At 60.2% G+C, this 18,248-nt stretch carries 17 protein-coding genes, 2 tRNA genes and 1 pseudogene; 5 read left to right on the forward strand and 15 right to left on the reverse strand.

Translation table 11 applies throughout. The features are described from left to right. Window positions 1-167 precede the first annotated feature (167 nt). Both bshC and OHL13_RS17205 read left to right on the forward strand, forming a co-directional pair. Window positions 168-1,766, forward strand: coding sequence for a bacillithiol biosynthesis cysteine-adding enzyme BshC (bshC, locus tag OHL13_RS17200; RefSeq protein ID WP_263411355.1), 1,599 nt, complete (start codon window positions 168-170; stop codon window positions 1,764-1,766). A gap of 97 nt (window positions 1,767-1,863) precedes the next feature. Then, window positions 1,864-2,178 carry a hypothetical protein gene (locus OHL13_RS17205; RefSeq protein ID WP_263411356.1) on the forward strand — a complete coding sequence of 105 codons (315 nt, stop codon included), beginning with the start codon at window positions 1,864-1,866 and terminating at the stop codon, window positions 2,176-2,178. Between the two features lie 188 nt (window positions 2,179-2,366). Here the strand turns inward: OHL13_RS17205 and OHL13_RS17210 are convergent, their stop codons facing one another. Continuing rightward, on the reverse strand, window positions 2,367-2,639 hold the full coding sequence (locus OHL13_RS17210; RefSeq protein ID WP_263411357.1) for a ubiquitin carboxyl-terminal hydrolase 14: 273 nt from the start codon (window positions 2,637-2,639) through the stop codon (window positions 2,367-2,369). Window positions 2,640-2,823: 184 nt separating this feature from the next. Here OHL13_RS17210 and OHL13_RS17215 point away from each other — a divergent pair, with 184 nt between their 5' ends. Then, a complete protein-coding gene (locus tag OHL13_RS17215) occupies window positions 2,824-4,161 on the forward strand; it encodes a TolC family protein (protein WP_263411358.1) in 1,338 nt (445 codons plus the stop codon). Between the two features lie 76 nt (window positions 4,162-4,237). Here the strand turns inward: OHL13_RS17215 and OHL13_RS17220 are convergent. After that, window positions 4,238-4,314 (reverse strand) — tRNA-Arg (locus OHL13_RS17220). 92 nt (window positions 4,315-4,406) lie between these two features. Here OHL13_RS17220 and OHL13_RS17225 point away from each other — a divergent pair. Beyond that, window positions 4,407-4,877 (forward strand): hypothetical protein, encoded by a 471-nt coding sequence (locus OHL13_RS17225; RefSeq protein WP_263411359.1) that lies wholly within the window; start codon window positions 4,407-4,409, stop codon window positions 4,875-4,877. Between the two features lie 42 nt (window positions 4,878-4,919). Here OHL13_RS17225 and OHL13_RS17230 read toward each other — a convergent pair whose 3' ends face one another. Further along, entirely contained in the window at window positions 4,920-5,801 is an 882-nt protein-coding gene (locus OHL13_RS17230) for a TIM barrel protein (RefSeq protein WP_263411360.1), read from the reverse strand. Between the two features lie 153 nt (window positions 5,802-5,954). On the opposite strand from OHL13_RS17230, the gene OHL13_RS17235 reads away from it, so the two are divergent. Then, window positions 5,955-6,926 carry a hypothetical protein gene (locus OHL13_RS17235; protein WP_263411361.1) on the forward strand — a complete coding sequence of 324 codons (972 nt, stop codon included), beginning with the start codon at window positions 5,955-5,957 and terminating at the stop codon, window positions 6,924-6,926. 11 nt (window positions 6,927-6,937) lie between these two features. On the opposite strand, the gene OHL13_RS17240 is transcribed toward OHL13_RS17235, so the two are convergent. The 12 genes and pseudogenes from OHL13_RS17240 to OHL13_RS17295 all read right to left on the reverse strand — a co-directional run bounded on the left by OHL13_RS17240 (window position 6,938) and on the right by OHL13_RS17295 (window position 17,981). After that, window positions 6,938-7,525, reverse strand: a complete 588-nt coding sequence (locus OHL13_RS17240) for a hypothetical protein (RefSeq protein ID WP_263411362.1) — start codon at window positions 7,523-7,525, stop codon at window positions 6,938-6,940. Next, window positions 7,515-8,531, reverse strand: coding sequence for a YheT family hydrolase (locus tag OHL13_RS17245; protein WP_263411363.1), 1,017 nt, complete (start codon window positions 8,529-8,531; stop codon window positions 7,515-7,517). Before OHL13_RS17245 ends, OHL13_RS17240 begins: the two co-directional genes overlap by 11 nt. Continuing rightward, entirely contained in the window at window positions 8,528-9,274 is a 747-nt protein-coding gene (locus tag OHL13_RS17250; protein WP_263411364.1) for a DUF72 domain-containing protein, read from the reverse strand. Before OHL13_RS17250 ends, OHL13_RS17245 begins: the two co-directional genes overlap by 4 nt. 24 nt (window positions 9,275-9,298) lie before the next feature. Next, a tRNA-His gene (locus OHL13_RS17255) sits at window positions 9,299-9,374 on the reverse strand. 163 nt (window positions 9,375-9,537) lie between these two features. Beyond that, window positions 9,538-10,041: pseudogene (locus OHL13_RS17260) on the reverse strand (HNH endonuclease); the annotation flags it as partial. 28 nt (window positions 10,042-10,069) lie between these two features. Then, window positions 10,070-10,753 carry a ComF family protein gene (locus tag OHL13_RS17265; RefSeq protein WP_263411365.1) on the reverse strand — a complete coding sequence of 228 codons (684 nt, stop codon included), beginning with the start codon at window positions 10,751-10,753 and terminating at the stop codon, window positions 10,070-10,072. Window positions 10,754-11,156: 403 nt separating this feature from the next. Next, entirely contained in the window at window positions 11,157-12,146 is a 990-nt protein-coding gene (locus OHL13_RS17270; RefSeq protein ID WP_263411366.1) for a polyprenyl synthetase family protein, read from the reverse strand. 78 nt (window positions 12,147-12,224) lie between these two features. Further along, window positions 12,225-13,448, reverse strand: a complete 1,224-nt coding sequence (locus OHL13_RS17275) for an acyltransferase family protein (protein WP_263411367.1) — start codon at window positions 13,446-13,448, stop codon at window positions 12,225-12,227. A gap of 8 nt (window positions 13,449-13,456) precedes the next feature. Then, on the reverse strand, window positions 13,457-13,957 hold the full coding sequence (locus tag OHL13_RS17280) for a YajQ family cyclic di-GMP-binding protein (protein WP_263411368.1): 501 nt from the start codon (window positions 13,955-13,957) through the stop codon (window positions 13,457-13,459). Between the two features lie 15 nt (window positions 13,958-13,972). Beyond that, window positions 13,973-14,800, reverse strand: coding sequence for a TatD family hydrolase (locus tag OHL13_RS17285; protein WP_263411369.1), 828 nt, complete (start codon window positions 14,798-14,800; stop codon window positions 13,973-13,975). Then, window positions 14,800-17,013, reverse strand: a complete 2,214-nt coding sequence (metG, locus tag OHL13_RS17290; RefSeq protein ID WP_263411370.1) for a methionine--tRNA ligase subunit beta — start codon at window positions 17,011-17,013, stop codon at window positions 14,800-14,802. The genes OHL13_RS17285 and metG overlap by 1 nt, the downstream gene beginning before the upstream one ends. 227 nt (window positions 17,014-17,240) lie before the next feature. Continuing rightward, window positions 17,241-17,981, reverse strand: coding sequence for a TIGR03435 family protein (locus OHL13_RS17295; protein ID WP_263411371.1), 741 nt, complete (start codon window positions 17,979-17,981; stop codon window positions 17,241-17,243). Between the last annotated feature and the right edge of the window lie 267 nt (window positions 17,982-18,248).

Consider the following 18,248-nt stretch of genomic DNA (forward strand, 5'->3'; position numbering starts at 1 on the left):
TGCATCATATGGACGTGCTGGTGAATCTAACCGTGAAACGCGAATTTCATGATGCACCCAATGACCAAACTCGCATGGCAAACGTCTCTTCCTTACAGTGAAAGTTTAGGAAACGAGTTGTGCCAGTGTGCGAGACTCATCTGTGTGCCTCTGCACGAGTAAATTTCATGCGGTCTGAGTGCTACCCCATCACGGTGCTGCCCGGCGTCTCGCGTCTTTTTCGCGAGTACCTTGCCCATTGGGAAAATCCCATCTTTTCTGAGAGCTTCGGCGGCCATCCGCTCGACACGGCCTGGCACCAGAAGGCGCCCACGCTGACCCCGGAGCATCGCGCCCGTCTGGTCTCGCTGCTGGAAGCCCAGAACCCTGACCCATCGCCCGCGGCCCGCAAGCATCTTGACATGCTGCGCGACGGAGCCGGTGTGGTGGTCAGCGGACAGCAGGTCGGCATCTTCGGCGGCCCGCTCTTCACGCTGTTCAAGGCCGCCACCGCCATTCGCCGCGCGCAGGAGGCCACCGAGGCCGGACATCCGCATGTACCCATCTTCTGGCCGGCGACGGAAGACCACGACCTGGACGAAGTGAACCAGGTCGAGCTTCTGAGCAAGTCCGCGCCGGAGCATCTGAAGCTCACCACGCTGGAGCACCGCGCCATCGCCGTCGGCAAGGTGACCTTGCCCGAGGAGATTACCGCGCTGGTCGACCAGGTAACCGACCTGCTGGCATGGGCTCCAATTACCGAGAGCCTGAAGCGCCACTATGTTCCCGGCAAGACGCTTTCCGACGCCTTTACAGGTCTGTTGCGCGAGATCTTCGCCGCCGAAGGTCTGCTGACCCTTGACGCAGCCGAGCGCGGCTACCACGAACTTGGCGCCCCGGTTCTGCTGGCTGCCCTGGAGCAGGCTGCGCAGCTGGAAGCCTCCGTGCGTGCCCGTTCGCAGGCTCTGGTCGATGCCGGGTACCACGCACAGGTCCTCCTGCCCGACGATGGCAGCCTGCTCTTCCTCTTCGACGAGCAAACTGGCCAGCGCCATCCGTTGCGGCACAAGGACGGTGCATGGAAGGCCGGCCATGCCACCTACACGACGGAAGATCTGAAGTCTCTGCTGGCTGTATCGCCGGAACGTTTCAGCCCGAATGCTCTGTTGCGTCCCGTTTTCCAGGACCAGATTCTGCCCACCTCCGCCTACATCGGCGGACCGGCGGAGATTGCCTACTTCGCGCAGTCAGGCGTGCTCTATGACGCCATCCTCGGCCGCCGTACCGTCATCATGCCGCGTATGTCAGCCACGCTGATTGAGCCCGCGATTGAAAAGGTCATGGCTCAGCATGAGCTCAGCCTGGGCGACGGCTTCACCAGGGCCGAAGATCTGGCTCTGCGCCTCGGCGCACGCGCCATGCCGATTGAGGGCAAGAAGAAGCTGCAGGCCGCGGGCAATGCCCTGGACCGCGAGCTGGACGCGCTGCTGGGCTGGATGAAGTCGGTGGATGCGGAGCTGGCACGCTCGGGTGAGGTCTCGGCCTCCAAGATGCGCTACCAGATGAATCGTCTGCGCCGCATGTCCGCTCGCTTTGAGCAGCAGAAGAACGATTCGCTGCGCAAGCACGCCGATGCCATCACGCTGAACCTGTACCCCGAAGGCCATGTGCAGGAGCGCGCCATCGCCGGTATCTGGTACCTGGCCCGCACCGGCGACGACTTCCCCTCGGAGCTCGTCCGCCACGCCGGGCAGGAGTGTACGGGGCACAAGGCGATCTATCTCTAGTTGTCAGGGAAGAACCCCTGATTTTGAAATGTGTGCCCACCCTCATGACGTCGGGGTGGGTTCAACGCCGTCACCCTGCCGGAGTAAAATCCTCCTCATGGCGAAGTCGAAGGTGGAACAAGCGTTTGAAGTGATGTGTCCGGATTGCGATGCAATCCTGAAGATTGATCCCGTTACCCACCAGGTCATCAGCCATACACCCGCGCCCAAAAAGCGCACCTTTGACAGCCTCTCGCAGGCATCCGCCGCTCTGAAGGAGCAGGACGAGCGCCGCGACTCGCTTTTCCGCCAGTCGGTCGAGGCCGAGAAGAACAAGGACGACCTGCTGTCAAAGAAGTTCGCCGAAGCCGTGAAGAAGGCAAAGGAATCTCCACTCACCGGCAAACCACTGCGCGACTTCGATCTGGATTAAGCCAAATCGGTAGATGGACTTTTTTTGAAAGCTTCAGCTTTCAAAAAGGATGAAGCAGTGGCCTCCAGGCCGCTGAAAGAGCGGGCAAAGATGGAAGGGCTTTAGCTCTGGGTCTTATTCGAACTCCCAGAACTAAAGCCCTTTCTCTGTCTCTCTGTTTTTGGGGCTTAAATCTTTCCTGCAAACGGCTACGCCGGCAGGTCTTCCACAACCTCATCCACAAAGCACCATCCCCAGGCCTCGCCCGGCTCAATCGAACGCATGATGGGGTGCTTGGTGTCGTGGAAGTGCTTGGTCGCATGCTTGTTGGGCGAGGAGTCGCAGCAGCCCACATGGCCGCAGATCAGGCACATGCGCAGGTGAACCCAGGTGCTACCCATCTTCAGGCATTCCTCGCAGCCCTTGGCGGAAGGAACAACCGGGTGCAGATGGGCAAAGTGCTTACAGGCATGCTGGGACACGAGGGGAATCTCCTGAAAAAGCGGTATATGAGGCAACTCGTCGAAAGCGGCTGCCGGGAACTCTCAAAACAATCGTACTTGGACATTCTTTCACGCCGGGAGTGCAACGTGTCCTGCAGACCCATCTTTTGCAGGAAGCAATTTGTACTATGGGTAAAGCCTGCAACTATCTGGAAGGTTTCTCTTGAAACTCATACCGCTGTGTTTTTCCTGTGCACGTCTTATGTGCCTGCTGCTTGTTTCGATGAACCTTCACGGACAGATTTCATTTACCTCCGCGGTTAATCTGGCGCTTCGCAACAGCCCGCGTGTGAAGATGGCCGAAGCGGATATTGCGAAGGCAATCGCTGTTCTCTCAGAGTCGCGTACTGTCTATATTCCGCAGCTGAATTTCGGTTCGGGATTAGGCTATTCCTACGGGTTTCCCGTCGGTCAGCCGACGCTCTATAACGTTGGAATCCAATCCCTCGTCTTTGATCAATCGCAGGTCAATTCCATTCGTGCGGCAAAGAGAGCTCTGGAGAGCGCGAAATATGCCTTGGTGGATGCACGTCAGGGGGTCGCCGAAGATACGGCTCTCACGTACATTGCCCTCGCCTTTGATCGTCAACGTCTCACCGTTTTGCAGCAACAGCAGGGAATCGCCATTCATCTCATGGAGATAGTGCGTGCCCGTCAGCAGGCGGAACAGGACAGCGCCATGGAACTCACGAGATCGCGCCTGACCTCGGCACGAGCCAACCTTGCCAGGCTCCATACGGAATCCGATATTTCATCTCATCTGGCGCACTTATCTTCTTTGACAGGTCTTCCGGTCGAAGCGCTGGCCATTGACCCGGACAGCATTCCATCGGCGTCGGGTATTCCAGATACCAAGCAGGAAAAAGAGAAAGGTGCCGTGGCCAGCAAGGCCGCATACCTGAATGCGGAGTCCAAATCCCAGATAGCATCCGGAGATTCACGCAAGCTATACCGGCCACAGGTCAGTTTTACATTCCGGTACGACCGTTATGCAGAGTTTAACAATTATCAGGACTACTACAGAAAGGACTCCTTTCACGTAAATAACCTCACGGTTGGCACATTGGTGAATCTTCCCATCTTCAATCCCCAACTCAAGGCCAAGGCGCGTGAATCGCTGGCTGACGCCATGCACGCGCGGTATGACGCAGATCGCCTGAAGCTGGAGTTCCTTGAGAGCCGGGCAAAAACGATTGCTTCGCTTGCAGAGTTATCCGCCAAAAGTGAGATTGCTTCTCTTGAGCGAGAAATTGCAGAGCAGGATTTAGAAGTATTACAAATCCGGCTTCAACAGGGGAGTGGAAGCCTCTCCCCGCCCGCCACTCCGAAGGATGAGCAGAATGCCCGTCTGCAGGAGCGGCAGAAATATATTGATCTGCTGGAGGCAGAGCATCAGCTTTATGCCGCGCAGATCAGCGCCTTGCGGATGACGGGCCAGCTTGAGGAATGGCTCAGGGCATCTGTTCGGGGAAGTCTCAACCCCCAAACGGTTGTTCCATGAGAGAACACGCACCGCGTGAAGCATGCTATCTGAAGTCTCAAGATTGCTGACATTGGCGGGAGGGGACGGAATCTGCTGGTAGGCGAGGCAGGGATCGAACCTGCAACCCCGAGCTTAGAAGGCTCGTGCTCTATCCAATTGAGCTACTCGCCCGCCTGTGTTGATTGTATGCGAGGGTGGCTTGGGCTGTGCCAGGAGAATCAAATCCACTTGTTGCGGCGTATTTTCCGTGGGATGATGGCGGCATGATGCGCCGGTCTGTTCGTGCAGTTCTCGTGCTGTCTGCCGGAATGCTGCTGCCCTTTTCCTATGCGCAGCAGCCTTCGAATGCCGCCAATGAATTTCATGTGGACGGCTCGTGCCACATCTATGAAACGGTTCCCGGACCAAAGGGGCCAATCGCGCGACGGTACAAAGATCGTGGCATCTGCGACGCGGGCACCGTCCATGAATCTTCCCGGACAGAGACCGACATGAGCCTCCCCAGACGAAACCGCATCCATGTCACCATCCGTGAGCGAACCTTCACGTTGCACAACCCCACGCCGGAGCCGGCAACCTTCGTTCTGGAACAGAAAGTACCGAAGGGCTGGGAGGTGGATTCCGATCCGCAGCCGAACAAGTTGGAGGGCACTGTGGCAACGTACGTGGTATTGCTGGCCCCGCGACAGACGGTAAGCCTGCATGTGGGCGAGCGGAATCCGCCACCGCTATAAGAAAGATTGCGCCCGTGCACCGTGCGGTACACGGGCGCAATCTTATGCGTCCTGCAGTGCGGTTACGGCTTCTTCTCGTGCCTTGGTCAGCGTCTTCACCCAGTCGCCTACGGGCTTGAACTCCATGCAGATCACGCCGGTGTACTTCAACTCGGCCAGCTTCTTATAGATATTCGGCCAGTACATCTCGCCGGTGCCGGGCTCATGGCGTCCGGGGACGTCGGCCACGTGGACCAGGCCCACCAGATCGATATTGCCATCCAGCTTCTCGATCAGATTCCCGGCCTGCCGCTGCTCATGGTAGAAGTCGTACAACACCTTGATGCGCGGGCTGTTCACCTCGCGGCAGATGGCGAAGGCTTCGCTTACGCTCACCACCGCCTCTTCCTTGTGCTCCAGCAGGTCGATCGGTTCCAGCACAATCTCCATCTGGTCTTTCTCCAGCACATCGGCGGCATACTTCAGCGTGTCCACAATGGCGGCGCGCTGCTCGGCGGGCGTCTGCGTGGGCACGCGGTTGAAGGCGGTGTAGATGAACTGTTTGCAGCCAAGCTCCTTGGCTCCCGGAATCGCCTTCACCAGGTCGTCATGCAGGGCGGTGCGCTTGGTGTGGTCGGCCAGGGCATTGCGGCCTGGTACGGCGGAGTCCACGCCCAGCTTCAGCCGCTTCAGCGCAGCCTGGTTGGTCTTCCATTCCTCGGGAGTCCACTTCTCGTACTCATTGCCTACCTCCACCGAGGTGTATCCCGCCGCAGCCACCATCTCCAGCTTCTGCACAAAGCTGATTTTGTTGTCGATGGTCCACAGCATGACAGAGAAGGTGTTCTTCGGCGCCGGTGCGGCCACGGCCGCTTCTACTCCGCCCAGAAACGGCATAACGGCTGCGCCAAACGAAAGCTTATGAAAGTCGCGACGGTTCATCATGAGTCCTCAGAAATCTCCCAGTGCAACGCGTGTACGATCACGGCGGCTGCCAGAGAAGTATAACGATGCGCGGAGAATTACCGCGACAAATCGGCTGGCGCGGGGTATGAGTTATGCATAGCATTCATCCCTGCCTTGTGAGCCCATGCCCGTATGCGCCAGCGTTTGCTTCGCCGCGGTCTTCTTGTCTTGAGTCTTCTCTATGGTGCCGCCGCCGCACAGCAGCCGGCTCCACCCCCTCCCATGAACGCGCAGGAACAAGCCGGGCTGGATGCCTTGGCCGTGGCCTACGATCCTGCCATCTTCCGGAATCTTCTGCCCACTGCGCAGCTGGACGCCCTGAAGGTGTACGACGGCCAGCCCGCAAAGGCGATTTTCAAGGACAAGCAGTTCAAAGCCATCTTCAAAAGCATCGTTCCGGACTGCATGTTTCATTACGGCAAAGACATGGACTCCCGCGATGCCGTGCAGATGGTCATGGATGGCTCCAAAACGCCCATTCGATTACGCGAGGGGCGCTACCTACTGGTCTCAGGGGATGACGGTCCTTATCTGGCGGGCCGGGCATTTGTATGGATCGATCTTCAGGAGGGAATCGGGCTCGCCGGTTTCTACTTCCATCCCACCAACGGTGAGCCTACGCCGACAGTTACCGTCTTCTCCCGCCAGGTGAAGGAGACCTCCATGAGCATGGGCCAGCTTCCGCCCGAGTTTGCACGCGACGTGGAAAGCTGGTCGCGCAGCGAGCGCGTGCCGTTGGTCACCACGCGCTACTTCATCGGCGAAAACAAGAAGCGTCTTCTGCTGGCGCATGATGAGGAGTACTGCACGCAGTTGGATGGGGCCACGGCTGCGCCCGGCAGCGGCTGCCAGCAGATGGATGCCGACTCCGCCGAACTGGACATGAATGCCGCGTATTACCTGCAACAGGTGCACTATGCCACCAACGCCACGGCATGGATGATCAACGGTCCCGAGCAGGTGGCGTGGCTAGACATCCGCACGCGAACCTGCGGTGTGGATACGGCATGCCGTGTGCGCGTCACTCGCGAGCATACAGCGGTGATGATCGGGCGTCCGGTGCATGCTCCGCACCCGGTGCCACATCCCATTGGGCATCGGTAAAAGGAATTCTGTTAGGGCGCGGCGTCTTTGCTGCGCAGCAGTACCACCACGTCGCCCAGCGCATCCGCCCAATGGCGGTAAGCTTCATTTGCGTCCTGCCCCAGCGCTTTCACATACAGCGTGACAGCGTAGCCTTCCTGCACCATGCCGAAGTCCGTCACCGCGGGGCGCAGAATGAACTCAAGCTTCGCCATCGGGTGCTCCAGCTTGCCGGCAAGCCGTGTCAGCCGGTCCAGCAGCGGAGTCAGCTTGTGTGGCGACAGGAAGGCATTCCGGTCGCGCCACAACAGGTCAATGTAGCTGGCAAAGCCGCAGGGAGCCTCGTCCGGCTCCAGCAGCATCTCCATCTGCAGCATCTCCAGCTCAGAGTCGTACATCTCCCACGCATCGCACTTGGCGGTGTAGACCGGCGAGCGTGCAGCGTTCAGCGAGCGCAGGGCATGCAGCAGAGCAGCATGGTCGTCTGCCTCGGGAATCGAGTCCAGCGCATCCGGATCTTCGCGCAGATCTACAAAGGCATGCGCCGTGCCTTCGGCCTGCCAGGGAATCACGAGCACCGGGTCATGTGCTCCGGTCTCGGTCGACCACTCAGCCTGCATGGGCCTCCTGGGGAACGGGTGCGGGCACGCGGACATGCCCGGTCAGGAAGGCCAGCGTTGTGTGCTCGGCCCAGTAACCGTCGTAACTTGCGGTCCGGTCGGCAAGAAAGGCGCAATGGCCGCCGTGCGCGGTCTCCACAAAGGTAAGGTGCGGGTTCGCAGCCATCACGGAGCGGGTCTGTCGCGTTACGCGGATGAAAGGATCATCCGCTGCGTGCAGAATCAGCGTGGGCACAGCGATGCGGTCCAGCACGCGCGCGGCCGCGGCGCGGTGATAGTAGTCATCAGCCCCGGTAAAGCCGGAGTACGGCCCGGTGATGCGCTCGTCAAAGTCGCGGATAGAACGAATGTTCTTCACGCGCGCCGGATCGTAGATCTTCGGGAAGAGTTCGCATTTGCGCTGATACCGCGCCAGCAGACCGCGCAGAAACTTCCACTCATACACGCGGTTGCGTCCCTCGTGCAGTTTGTCGGCGGAGGGGCCAAGATCCATCGCGGGCGAAACGCCGACAACGCCTGCAAGCTCCGGCATGGAGCTGCCCAGCTCACCCGCCAGCTTCAACACAATGTTGCCGCCCATCGAATAGCCGATCAGGCTGATGCTGCGAACGCCATGCGTGCGGATGGCCCAGCGCATCACCTCCAGCATGTCGACGGACAGACCGGAGTGATACAAGGTCGGCGTCAGGTTCTCCGTGCCGCCGCAATTGCGCATGTTCATCCGGATGACCGACCATCCCGCATCCCACAGCTTGGCCGCGTTGCCACGCATGTACTGGGATGCCGACGAGCCCTCAAGCCCATGCAGAAGAATGGCCAGGGGCGCTTCGGCCGCTGCGGGCTGCCAGTTGCACTGGCACAGTACCTGCGTCTCCGGCTCGGTCTGGATGTATACCGCCTCGGACTCCGGTGGCTCGGCACCGCGCTTGAGAAAATTACCCACCAGCGTCTGCAGGTCGCCATGGCGAACCCAGCGGCGCGGTGTGAAATGGCGTTGATGGCTCATCGTGCGGCCACCTGTTCCAGCAGGGCAGCGGCTGCCAGCACGCCGGCCGGCTCATCCTCATGCTTGAAGTAAGCAAAGACGTCGCGCTGCTTTGTCAGCTCAGCGAACTGCGCCGTGTAGCGCGGTAGATCCTCGGCCGTGTAGTGCACCGGGTTGCGAAGGCGGTATGAGGTGAAGTCCGCTGCGGTATGCACCTCGGGCGTCACCAGGTCTTCGCTTTCGGCAATGCAGAGCGCGGTGTTGTGCTCGCGCAGCAGGTCATAGGTGGCATCGGCAAACCAGCTCTCATGGCGGAACTCAAAGGCTACGCGGTACTCCCGCAGCGTGGGTAGCGTCAGAAAGGCGGCAAGGCGGTCAAGGTCGGCCTTGAAGTTCGGCGGAAGCTGGAAGAGCAGCAGCCCCAGCTTGTTGGCCGCATAGGCATGTGCCAGGGCGCCGGTAAAGGCATCCACCGGCGAGCCACAGTCGCGCAGCCGCTTGATATGGGTAATGGTCTGCGGAGCCTTGAAGCTGAAGCGGAAGTTCTCTGGCACGGCAGCCACCCAGCCCTGCACCATGGCGTTGGTCGGCAGCGCGCGGAAGGTGTAGTTCACCTCAACCGAGTTGCAGCGTGTGCCGTAATGGGCAAGAAACTGTTTTGCGGGTGTTTTTGCAGGATAAAAGCCCGGCTTCCAGGTGGGATAGGCCCAGCCTGAACTGCCTGCGTAAAGCGTGTGCGTGGAGGTGACGGGCGATTCGCTCAAGGCACGCAATGGAAGGGGGGTGTTTGGGGCGGCTAGCGGGATTTGAACCCGCGACATCGGGTGCCACAGACCCGCGTTCTAACCCCTGAACTATAGCCGCCGTACCTCTGCAATTGTAGCAAAGGACGGCGGCCAGTGCTCAGCGAGCGCTAGTAGTACAGGTATTTGCGCCAGTTCGCATCGCTTGACCCGATCATCCGCATAATGTGGCGGCTGGTGTGCAGACTGAACGATCGCGGCTCGCGCGCCAGCTTCATGTCCGTCAGTTCATGCAGCAGGGAGTTGCCCTTTCTGCGATTGCAGCTATGGCAGCAGGCCACCAGGTTCTCCCAGGTGGACAGGCCGCCGCGTGAACGCGGCAGAACGTGGTCCAGCGTCAGTTCACCCGCCGTCAGAATAATGCCGCAGTACTGGCAGGTATTGCGGTCGCGCAGAAGAATGTTCTTCCGCGACAGTGCCCGCGTCTGGTGCGGAATACGGCGATACTCCAGCAGGCGGATGACCGAGGGCATCTCCACCTTCACGCGCGCGGAGTGCAGTTGTGCTCCCTGCGCCTCCTCCGTGCGGGCAACGCCCTTCAATACCAGCACCAGGGCGCGTCGCGCACCGCAGATATTGATGGGCTCATACGAGGCATTCAGCACCAGCACCGGGGTCTGTAGCGGAGACGATCCGCGCGTGCGTTCGGGTGCGTGGACCGGGTCCAGTCCATGTTGCATGGTGTGACACTTCGCCAGGGACTTCTGCTTGCGCGCCTTGCCGTGCATTCGTGTGCTCTCCTCGCTACGTTATCGTTCAAACCTGGTTCTGATTCGTCTCTCGAAGTCCTTCAGGAACTGCAAACTTACCCGTCCATAGCACCGGAACATCCCTCTGCGCCCGTGCCACGGTGGCAACGCGGACACTGGCCGCTCCGCCGCGCAGCAGCACGCGGCTGCACTCGCGGGCGGTCGCCCCGGTGGTGTAAATGTCATCGATCAGCAGCACATGCTGCCCTGCAATCGCGGCTTTACCCTGCACCGCAAACGCTGCGCGCAGGTTCAGCCGGCGCTGCCGCGGGGTCAACAGGTACTGGCTTTCCGTCGGCTTCACCCGCACCATCACCTCGGCCACGGCAAGACGGTAGTCATACCGGCGGTTCAGGACGCGGCATATCTGCCGGGCCAGCAGCAGGGACTGGTTATAGCCGCGCTCATTCTGCTTGCGGCGGAACAGGGGGACAGGCACCACCACCGCCCGGCTTGAGAGCCCCGGCATCTGGCGAACCTCTTCGGCCAGCTTTTCGCCCAGCAGGTGGCTGAGCACGGCAACCCGTTCAAATTTGAACAGCCCCACCATCTCCCGCAGCGTGCCCGTGTAATGACCATAGGCCACGGCCTGGGCAAAGGGAGGAGGAGAGACGCGGCAGATGCGGCACAGCGGCGCGTCCTCAAGCCGGATGGACTCAAAGCCAAGAGCTTCGCCACACAGGGCGCACATCGAGAATGTCTGGGGAGCGAGAAGTCCGCGACAGGCATCGCAGACCGGCACGCGCGAGGCGCGCAACAAGGGGCCGCGGCAAACGCGGCAATCCGAGGGGAACAGAACCGTTGAGACAGGATCCAGCAGGGGGGCGCAACTTCGCGGGAACGCGTGACTTCGCAGGTAGCGGACGCGTGCGCGCCACCGTTCCACACCGAGTTTCAGGTCAGCACTCTGACTGAAGACGCACCTCGATTGGCCGGGCGCAGCTAGAGGGAGGAAAAGCAGTCACATCTTGCGCCGGTTGCCCGAAGTATACCCACAGGTTGTGCTTCAGCGCCAGTCAACAGACAGAGAATTCCCTTGGGGTGCCTTCGCGGGTGCTTCCGTCGTTGTGTGGAAGCTGCTGGAACAACGGCAGTTAGCGGTCGCGATCGACCACGTAGCCAGGCACCCACAAAAGGGCACGCTTGGCGTCGGTGTCCGGCAGGTCGGCGATGGAAAGACGTGCTGCTTCGGCGTACGCGCGCGCGGTATCGTGCGCATATTCCAGCGATCCATGACGCTTCAGGATTTCCAGAATCTGCGTATGCGCTACGCGCTCAAAGCTGCGGTCCGCCAGCACGGTGCGAATCGCTTCGCGGTCGGCGCCGGTGCCGCGCTCCAGGGCGTGGATCACGGCCATGGTGGCCTTGCCCTCGCGCAGGTCGCTGGCCACAGGCTTGCCCAGCGTGGACTCGGTTGCCGTCAGGTCCAGTACATCGTCAATAATCTGGAAGGCCAGGCCCAGGTTGCGGCCATATTCGCCCAGCTGTGCTTCCACCGCATCCGTGCTGCCGGCCAGCGTTGCGCCCAGTTGCATGGAGACCTTGAACAGGCATGCGGTCTTGCGGTAGATCAGGTCGAAATACTCTTCCTCGTTGATCAGATGGCCCAGCTTCTGCATTTGCAGCAGCTCGCCCTCCACCATCTGCTGGGTCAGGGTGATCAGCAGGTCGAGGATATGGAAATTCTTCTCCTGCAGCGCCACGTTGAAGGCCTGCATATAGAGCCAGTCGCCGGCCAGAACGCACTTGGAGTTGCCCCAGGTGGTGTTGGAGCTGGGGCGACCGCGGCGCGTGTCCGCATCGTCAATAATGTCGTCATGCACCAGCGTGGCGGTGTGCAGCATCTCCACCACGGAGCCGAGGCGGATGCGCGAATCGCCATTGAAGCCAAGAGCCTTCGCGCTGAGCAGCAGCAGCAGCGGACGGATGCGCTTGCCGCCGCCCGCAATCAGGTACTGTGCAATGTCGGTGATTACGTCGACGTTGGAAGCCGATTGGCGTGAAAACTCATGCTCAATGGCTTCAAGATCTTCACGAAGAAGGTCAAAGACCTGAGCTGCCGTCGCAATGGGGAGAATATTCACGTTAGGCTTCAAAAATTCAATTATATCCGGCAGCAAAGCCGCCGCTCTTTCCACGGTTTGCAGTTATTTTGAACGATCTTAAATCCTGCTGTTTCCCACAAAAATCCGCTCCGCCCACTGCTTTGCCTCTTCGGCTTTGAACTCGGTAAAGCAGGCAAAGATCCAGGCATAAAGAAGTGCGGCCGCGCAAAAGGCAAGGGCAAGTCCAACGGTTACGCTATTGGGGAACCAGCGCGTGTTAGATACAGTCAGACCGGCCAGAAAAATCATCAGCGGCATATGCGTCAGGTATAGCGTGTACGAAAACCGTGCCGTGCCGCGAGCCAGCTTCTCCCCCGTCTTGCCGGAGGAGCGTTCCTTGGCTCCCAGCAGCAGCCAGATATAGGCCGTGGTGAGGATGGCAAGGATGTAGTCGGAGAGCAGCATCCTGGTTCTGGCCAGTTGCAGGGCAAGCATGGTGGCAACGGCGTAAACCACCGTTGCGGAGGCACGCAGCGCGAAACTGGTTCTGGGTGCGGGAAGATAGATCAGCACCGCGCCAAGAATCCACAGCGGAAACGAAAAGACGATCGACTTGCCGACGAACAGGCACACCCCAAGAAAGGCCAGCGCATACAGAACGCGCATCAGCGGGCTGTAACGCGACCGGATGGCCAGCAGCCCCAGCGGGAAAAGGATGTAGTACCAGAACTCGTTGGCAAGGCTCCAAAGCGCTTCGTTGGTGCCGAAGGTTGGAACCAGGATGGTCTGCACAAAGAAGACGTTTCCAAAGAACGTCGCCCCGTCGGAACGCGGATGCAGGTCGATGCGCTGGGCGAGGGGCTGGGCCGGAGCGACTCCTGGAATATGCTGCAGCAGCGCGGTTGGCTGTACCGCGTGGCTGTGAAGATAGCTGCCAAGGGAATCCCACGCCATGCACGCGAGCAGCGCCGGAATCAGTACCAGCCACAGGCGGACAAACCGGTGCGTCAGGTAACGCTTCCACGACCAGCGGTCCTGTTGCACAGACCGCAGCGCACTGCCTCCCACCAGGAAGCCGCTTAGTACAAAGAAGATGACCACCGCCTGGTGACCGAGAACGGTCACCAGGTAGGGCAGAAAATACAGCTTGCTGCCAAGGTCGTGATACTCCACAAAAAAGAAATGCCTGCAGTGGTCAGCCAGCACCAGAAGAGCCGCCGCTCCACGCAGAGCGTCGAGCGAAACCGATGCCTTCGACTTTCCAAAAGGCACAGGTGCGCTGCTGGTGAGCGGACGGTCCTCTGCCTCTACCTTCTGGGAGGTACTCTTCTTTGCGATCAAAGACGATCCTAGTTCGAGCGGTAGTTGGTGAACTGCAAATCGATGCCGAGGTCTTTGTTCTTCAGCAGAGCAATCACGCTCTGCAGTACATCGCGGTCCTTGCTGGTGACGCGTACCGTGTCGCCCTGAATGGAAGCCTGCGCCTTTACCTTTGAGTCCTTGACCAGGGCGACAATCTGCTTGGCCTTATCCGAAGGAATACCCTGCTGCAGCTTGATCTTCTGGCGAGCCGAACCGTGCGAACCCTCAACCACCTTTTCAAAGGTCAGGTTCTTGATGGAAACGCCGCGCTTGACCAGCTTCTGCTGCAGGATTTCGATGACGGACTTGAGCTTGTACTCGTCCGAGGCGCCGGTGTTGATGGCGTCCTGCCCTTCCATATCAATCTCGCCCTTGGCGTCCTTCAGGTCGAAACGGGCTTTCACTTCCTTCAGCGCCTGATCAATGGCGTTGCGTACTTCCTGAATATCTACTTTGCTTACAACGTCGAACGAATTCTCTCCAGCCATGTTCTTCTCCGAGGTTTACTTTACGCCAAAGATGCGCTGGAAGTTGGCCGTGGTGGCCTGTGCAAAGGCTTCAACGGTCATCCCACGAGCCGCTGCAATGGCCGCGGCGGTGTGCGCGGTATAGGCCGGTTCGTTGCGCTGGCCGCGGTGCGGAATGGGCGCAAGGTAAGGTGCGTCGGTCTCCACCAGGATCTTGTCGAGCGGGGTGGCCGCAGCAATCGCCATCAGGTCTTTGGACTTGGGAAAGGTGGTGTGCCCCGCGAAGGAGAGCACAAAGTTGTTGGCCAGGCTGCGCCGGGCATGCTCTTCCGATCCGCTGAAGCAGTGCATGACGCCGGTCAGGCCGCTTGGGGTCCAGTGCTCTTCGATCACTTCGAAGAGATCGTTCCAGACGTCGAGGCCGGGAAAGTTGGGAGTACCGTCGTTCGGGCGGCAGTGGATCAGGATGGGCTTCTGTGCGTCGACGGCGATCCGTATCTGACGGAGAAAGCAGGACTTCTGGATCTCCGGAGAGGGGGATTCGGCGTGGTAGTAGTCCAGGCCGATCTCGCCGACGGCGATGCAGTTCGGCTCCTGAATCAACGCTGCAAGCTGGGTGTACTCGGCTTCGGTGGCCTCATGCGCATTTCCCGGATAGATGCCTGCCGAGGCGTAAACCGCTGGTGTGGAAGCAGTTGCGGGCCGGGCGAGAGCCAGGGCGCGGGACATCTTCGAGGGCGGTTCGCCGATGCCGATGGTGAGGATCGTCTTGATTCCAGCGGAAAAAGCGCGCTCGAGGACGGCGTCGAAGTCGTCCTCAAAGCGCGGGTTGTCCAGGTGGCAGTGCGAGTCAACCAGATGCATTACTTCAGGCGTGCTCCGAGCGGTACATCTTCCAGAAAAGAAGCCAGATAGGGGTGGCCGTGGTCGCCAACGGAGGCGGCTACGATCATGCCGTTCGATTCGAGTCCGCGCATCTTGCGGGGCGCTAAGTTGGCTACAATCACGACTTTGCGGCCTACCAGTGCTTCGGGCTCGTAGAATTCGGCGATGCCGGAGAGGATCTGGCGCTGTTCAAAGCCGAGATCGACCTGCAGTTTCAGCAACTTATCGGCCTTCGGGATGCGCTCGACGGAGAGTACTTTGGCGACGCGCAGGTCGAGCTTAGCGAAGTCGTCGATGGTGATGACCGGCGCGATCGGAGCGATTCCGGGGGAGACCTCGGCCGGAGTTTCGTCGATTCTGGTGTCGTTCGGTGCGCTTAAAACGGCATTTTCGGCGCTGTTTGGCGCGTTTTCGGCGGGCTTCTGTTCGGAGTCAGTCATGGTCTGGATCAGTTCCTTGGGTGCGCGGGGGAAGATGGGGCCAAGCGTGCCGAGCTTTGTGCCGGGCTTCAGGCCACCCCACTGCAGGTTAGTGAGTTCGCCTTTTTGGGCGGATTCTTCAATATTTCCGAGTCCGAGCTGCGCCCAGACCTTGGCAGTGGTGTTGGGGAGATACGGGTAAAGCGCCGCCGTGATGTGGCGAATAGCTTCGGCGGCGTAGTAAAGCACTTCGGCCAAAAGAGACCGCTTGGTCTCATCGGCGGCCAGCTTCCAGGGAACGTTTGAGGTCAGGTAGCCGTCGGTGGAGGCGATCTCGCTCCAGATGGATTGGAGCTGGGTACCGAAGTCGTAGTTCGATGGCTCCGAACCCTCCCTAGCGTTACGAGGGAGAGGCACACCGGCCGGGGGAATTTCGCCGAAGTATTTTTCGATCATGGCGAGGGTGCGGCTGACGAGGTTGCCGTAGCCGTTGGCGAGGTCGGAGTTGTAGCGCTGGACCAGGGCGTCGAAGCTGAAGCTGCCGTCGTTGCCGAAAGGAATCTCGCGGAGGAGGAAGTAGCGGAGGACGTCGGTGCCGAAGAGGTCCTGTTCCTGCTTACTTGCTTCTGGCTTCAGAGAGCCGAAGGCGTCGAGGATGGATTCGGCGCGGACGATGTTGCCGCGGGACTTGCTCATCTTGCTTTCTTCAAAGAGCAGCCAGCCGTGGGCCTGAACCTTTTTGGGCAGAGGCAGACCTGCTGCCAGAAGGAAGGCGGGCCAGTAGATGCAGTGAAAGCGGATGATCTCTTTGCCTACAAGGTGGAGGTCGGCGGGCCAGAATTTTTCGAAGAGATTCCCACCCACCCCGCTTTGCGGTGTGGATGGGGCACCCGGATTGGTGGCTGTGTCCTGACCGTAGCCGAGGGCGGTCATGTAGTTGGCGAGAGCGTCGAGCCAGACGTAGATGACGTGCTTCTGCTTCGAGAGCGAGGCTGCGGGTTCGGGGACGGGGATGCCCCAGTCGAAGCTGCTGCGGGAGATGGAGAGGTCCTTGAGTGCGCCGGGGAGGTAGGGGGTTCCTTGTGCCGAGTAGGCGAGATTCCCACCCACCCCGCTTTGCGGTGTGGATGGGGCACCCAGATTGGTGGCATCCGGATCAGTGGCCGCGTTGACGTTGCCGCGGAGGAAGCTGAGGACTTCGTTGCGGCGGGCTTCTGGTTCTACTGCGAAGCGTCCGGACTCGATGAGGTCGATGAGCTGGAGCTGGTAGTTCGAGAGCTTGAAGAAGAAGTTCTCTTCGGTGACGAGCTCGAGCAGGCGGCCGCAATCGGGGCAGGGGGTCCCGACGGGCAGGTCCATGAAGGCCTCGTCGGAGACGCAGTAGCTGCCGGTGTAGCTGTTGAGCTCGATGTGTCCACCTTCGTAGAGGCGGTTGAAGAGGGCCTGGACGCCCTGGGCGTGGCGCGGCTCGGTGGTGCGGATGTAGTCGTTGTAGGTGATGCCCATGCGGTCCCACAGCGCGAGGAAGGTGGCGGAGACCTGGTCGGTGAACTGCTGGGGCGAGATGCCGGCGGCTTCTGCGGAGCGCTGGACTTTCTGGCCGTGCTCGTCGGTTCCGGTGAGGAAGTAGACGTTGTCATTGCCGAGCTGGAGGCGCTGGCGGCGCGCGATAGTGTCAGCCGCGAGCGTGGTGTACGCGTGGCCGATGTGGGGGCGCGCGTTGACGTAGTAGATCGGCGTGGTGAGGTAGAAGGTCTTCTGCGGCTCGGACATGGTCGTATTTAAGGATAAATGGGGGGAGTTGTCCGTGCTCTGTTCTCAGGGGTACGCCGACCATCGAGGCCGGCGTTGGGTTGTTGTTTGGGAATGGGTTGCGGCACGGCTGAAGCCGTGCCCTGACGGGTTTGTTGGAGAAGCAGATCCTTGCAGGATGACAAGGGACAAGAAAGGCGATCGCGCGTTGCGCGAGGCCCAAATCCGGACATGGGCACCCGGGAGAGCTAGGAGGCGAGGCTGGGGTGGCTGGCGGAGTCGATCACGTAGACCGGGATCTTTGCTTTATCGCGCTTGAGGGTGAGTCCCAGTTGTTCCTGCAGTGCGGTGAACAGTTCCGGCGTATTCGCGTCAGGGCTGGCTGTTCCTTCGGGGGTGAAATGGAGGGTGAGGTCGTATCGGCCTTCGATTCCGGTTGCATCGACAACGGGGCGGTCGATGATTGGGCCTGCGAAGCGCTGGAGATACATGGCAAAGTCCACCATGGTCCCATTGCGCATTCCGATGGTTCCGTGTCCGTCGCTGCCTCCAGCGGGCATGGAGGTATTGGCTGTGCTGGCGGTGAGTTTGGGAGGAGCCGTGCCTGCTTGTTGGAGTGCGAAGACGGGAAGCTCCCGGCCCTCCTGGTGCAGGGAGACATGAAAGCGTTCCAGGAGCAGCTGTTGTACGAGCGCTTTCATCTGGTCGGAGCTGGGACGCTGCTCTCCGTCGGGATCGGCGGTGACGTCGAACCTTTCTGAACGCAGCCAGTCTGGGCCTCCCACGAGTTGGCTGTCGTGGACGCCGTAGGCGTACTTGAAGAGGTCAAGAAAAGTGGTGCCTACGGTGACGAAGCGTTTGCCACGAATCTGGGTGAGGGGGAGAGTGTCGGTTGTGCTCGGACGGATGGTGGCGACGGAAAAGCCTGGCTGTTGGGCATAGATCGCGGTGGTGAGAGTAGCGAGGAGGAGAAGCGCAAGTTTCCGCATGATGGGGATACTGTGCCACAGGGTTGGAGGTTTGGCATTGGGAAAATGCTGGAAAGGGGACGCCGGCCATCGAGGCCGGCGTTGGGTTGTTGTTTGGGAATGGGTTGCGGCACGGCTGAAGCCGTGCCCTGACGGGGAATGACAAAGCAAGAATGGGGCAACCGACTTCTGCTGATAGGAATGGCATATGGGTGAGTGGCTTCGAACCCACCCTAGCGTTGCGGGGGTGGGGCACCCGGTTCCGTGGCCCTCAACCCACTCATCCGC

Origin of the sequence: Terriglobus tenax, assembly GCF_025685395.1 — a bacterium.
In the GTDB taxonomy this organism is placed as follows: Bacteria; Acidobacteriota; Terriglobia; order Terriglobales; family Acidobacteriaceae; genus Terriglobus; species Terriglobus tenax.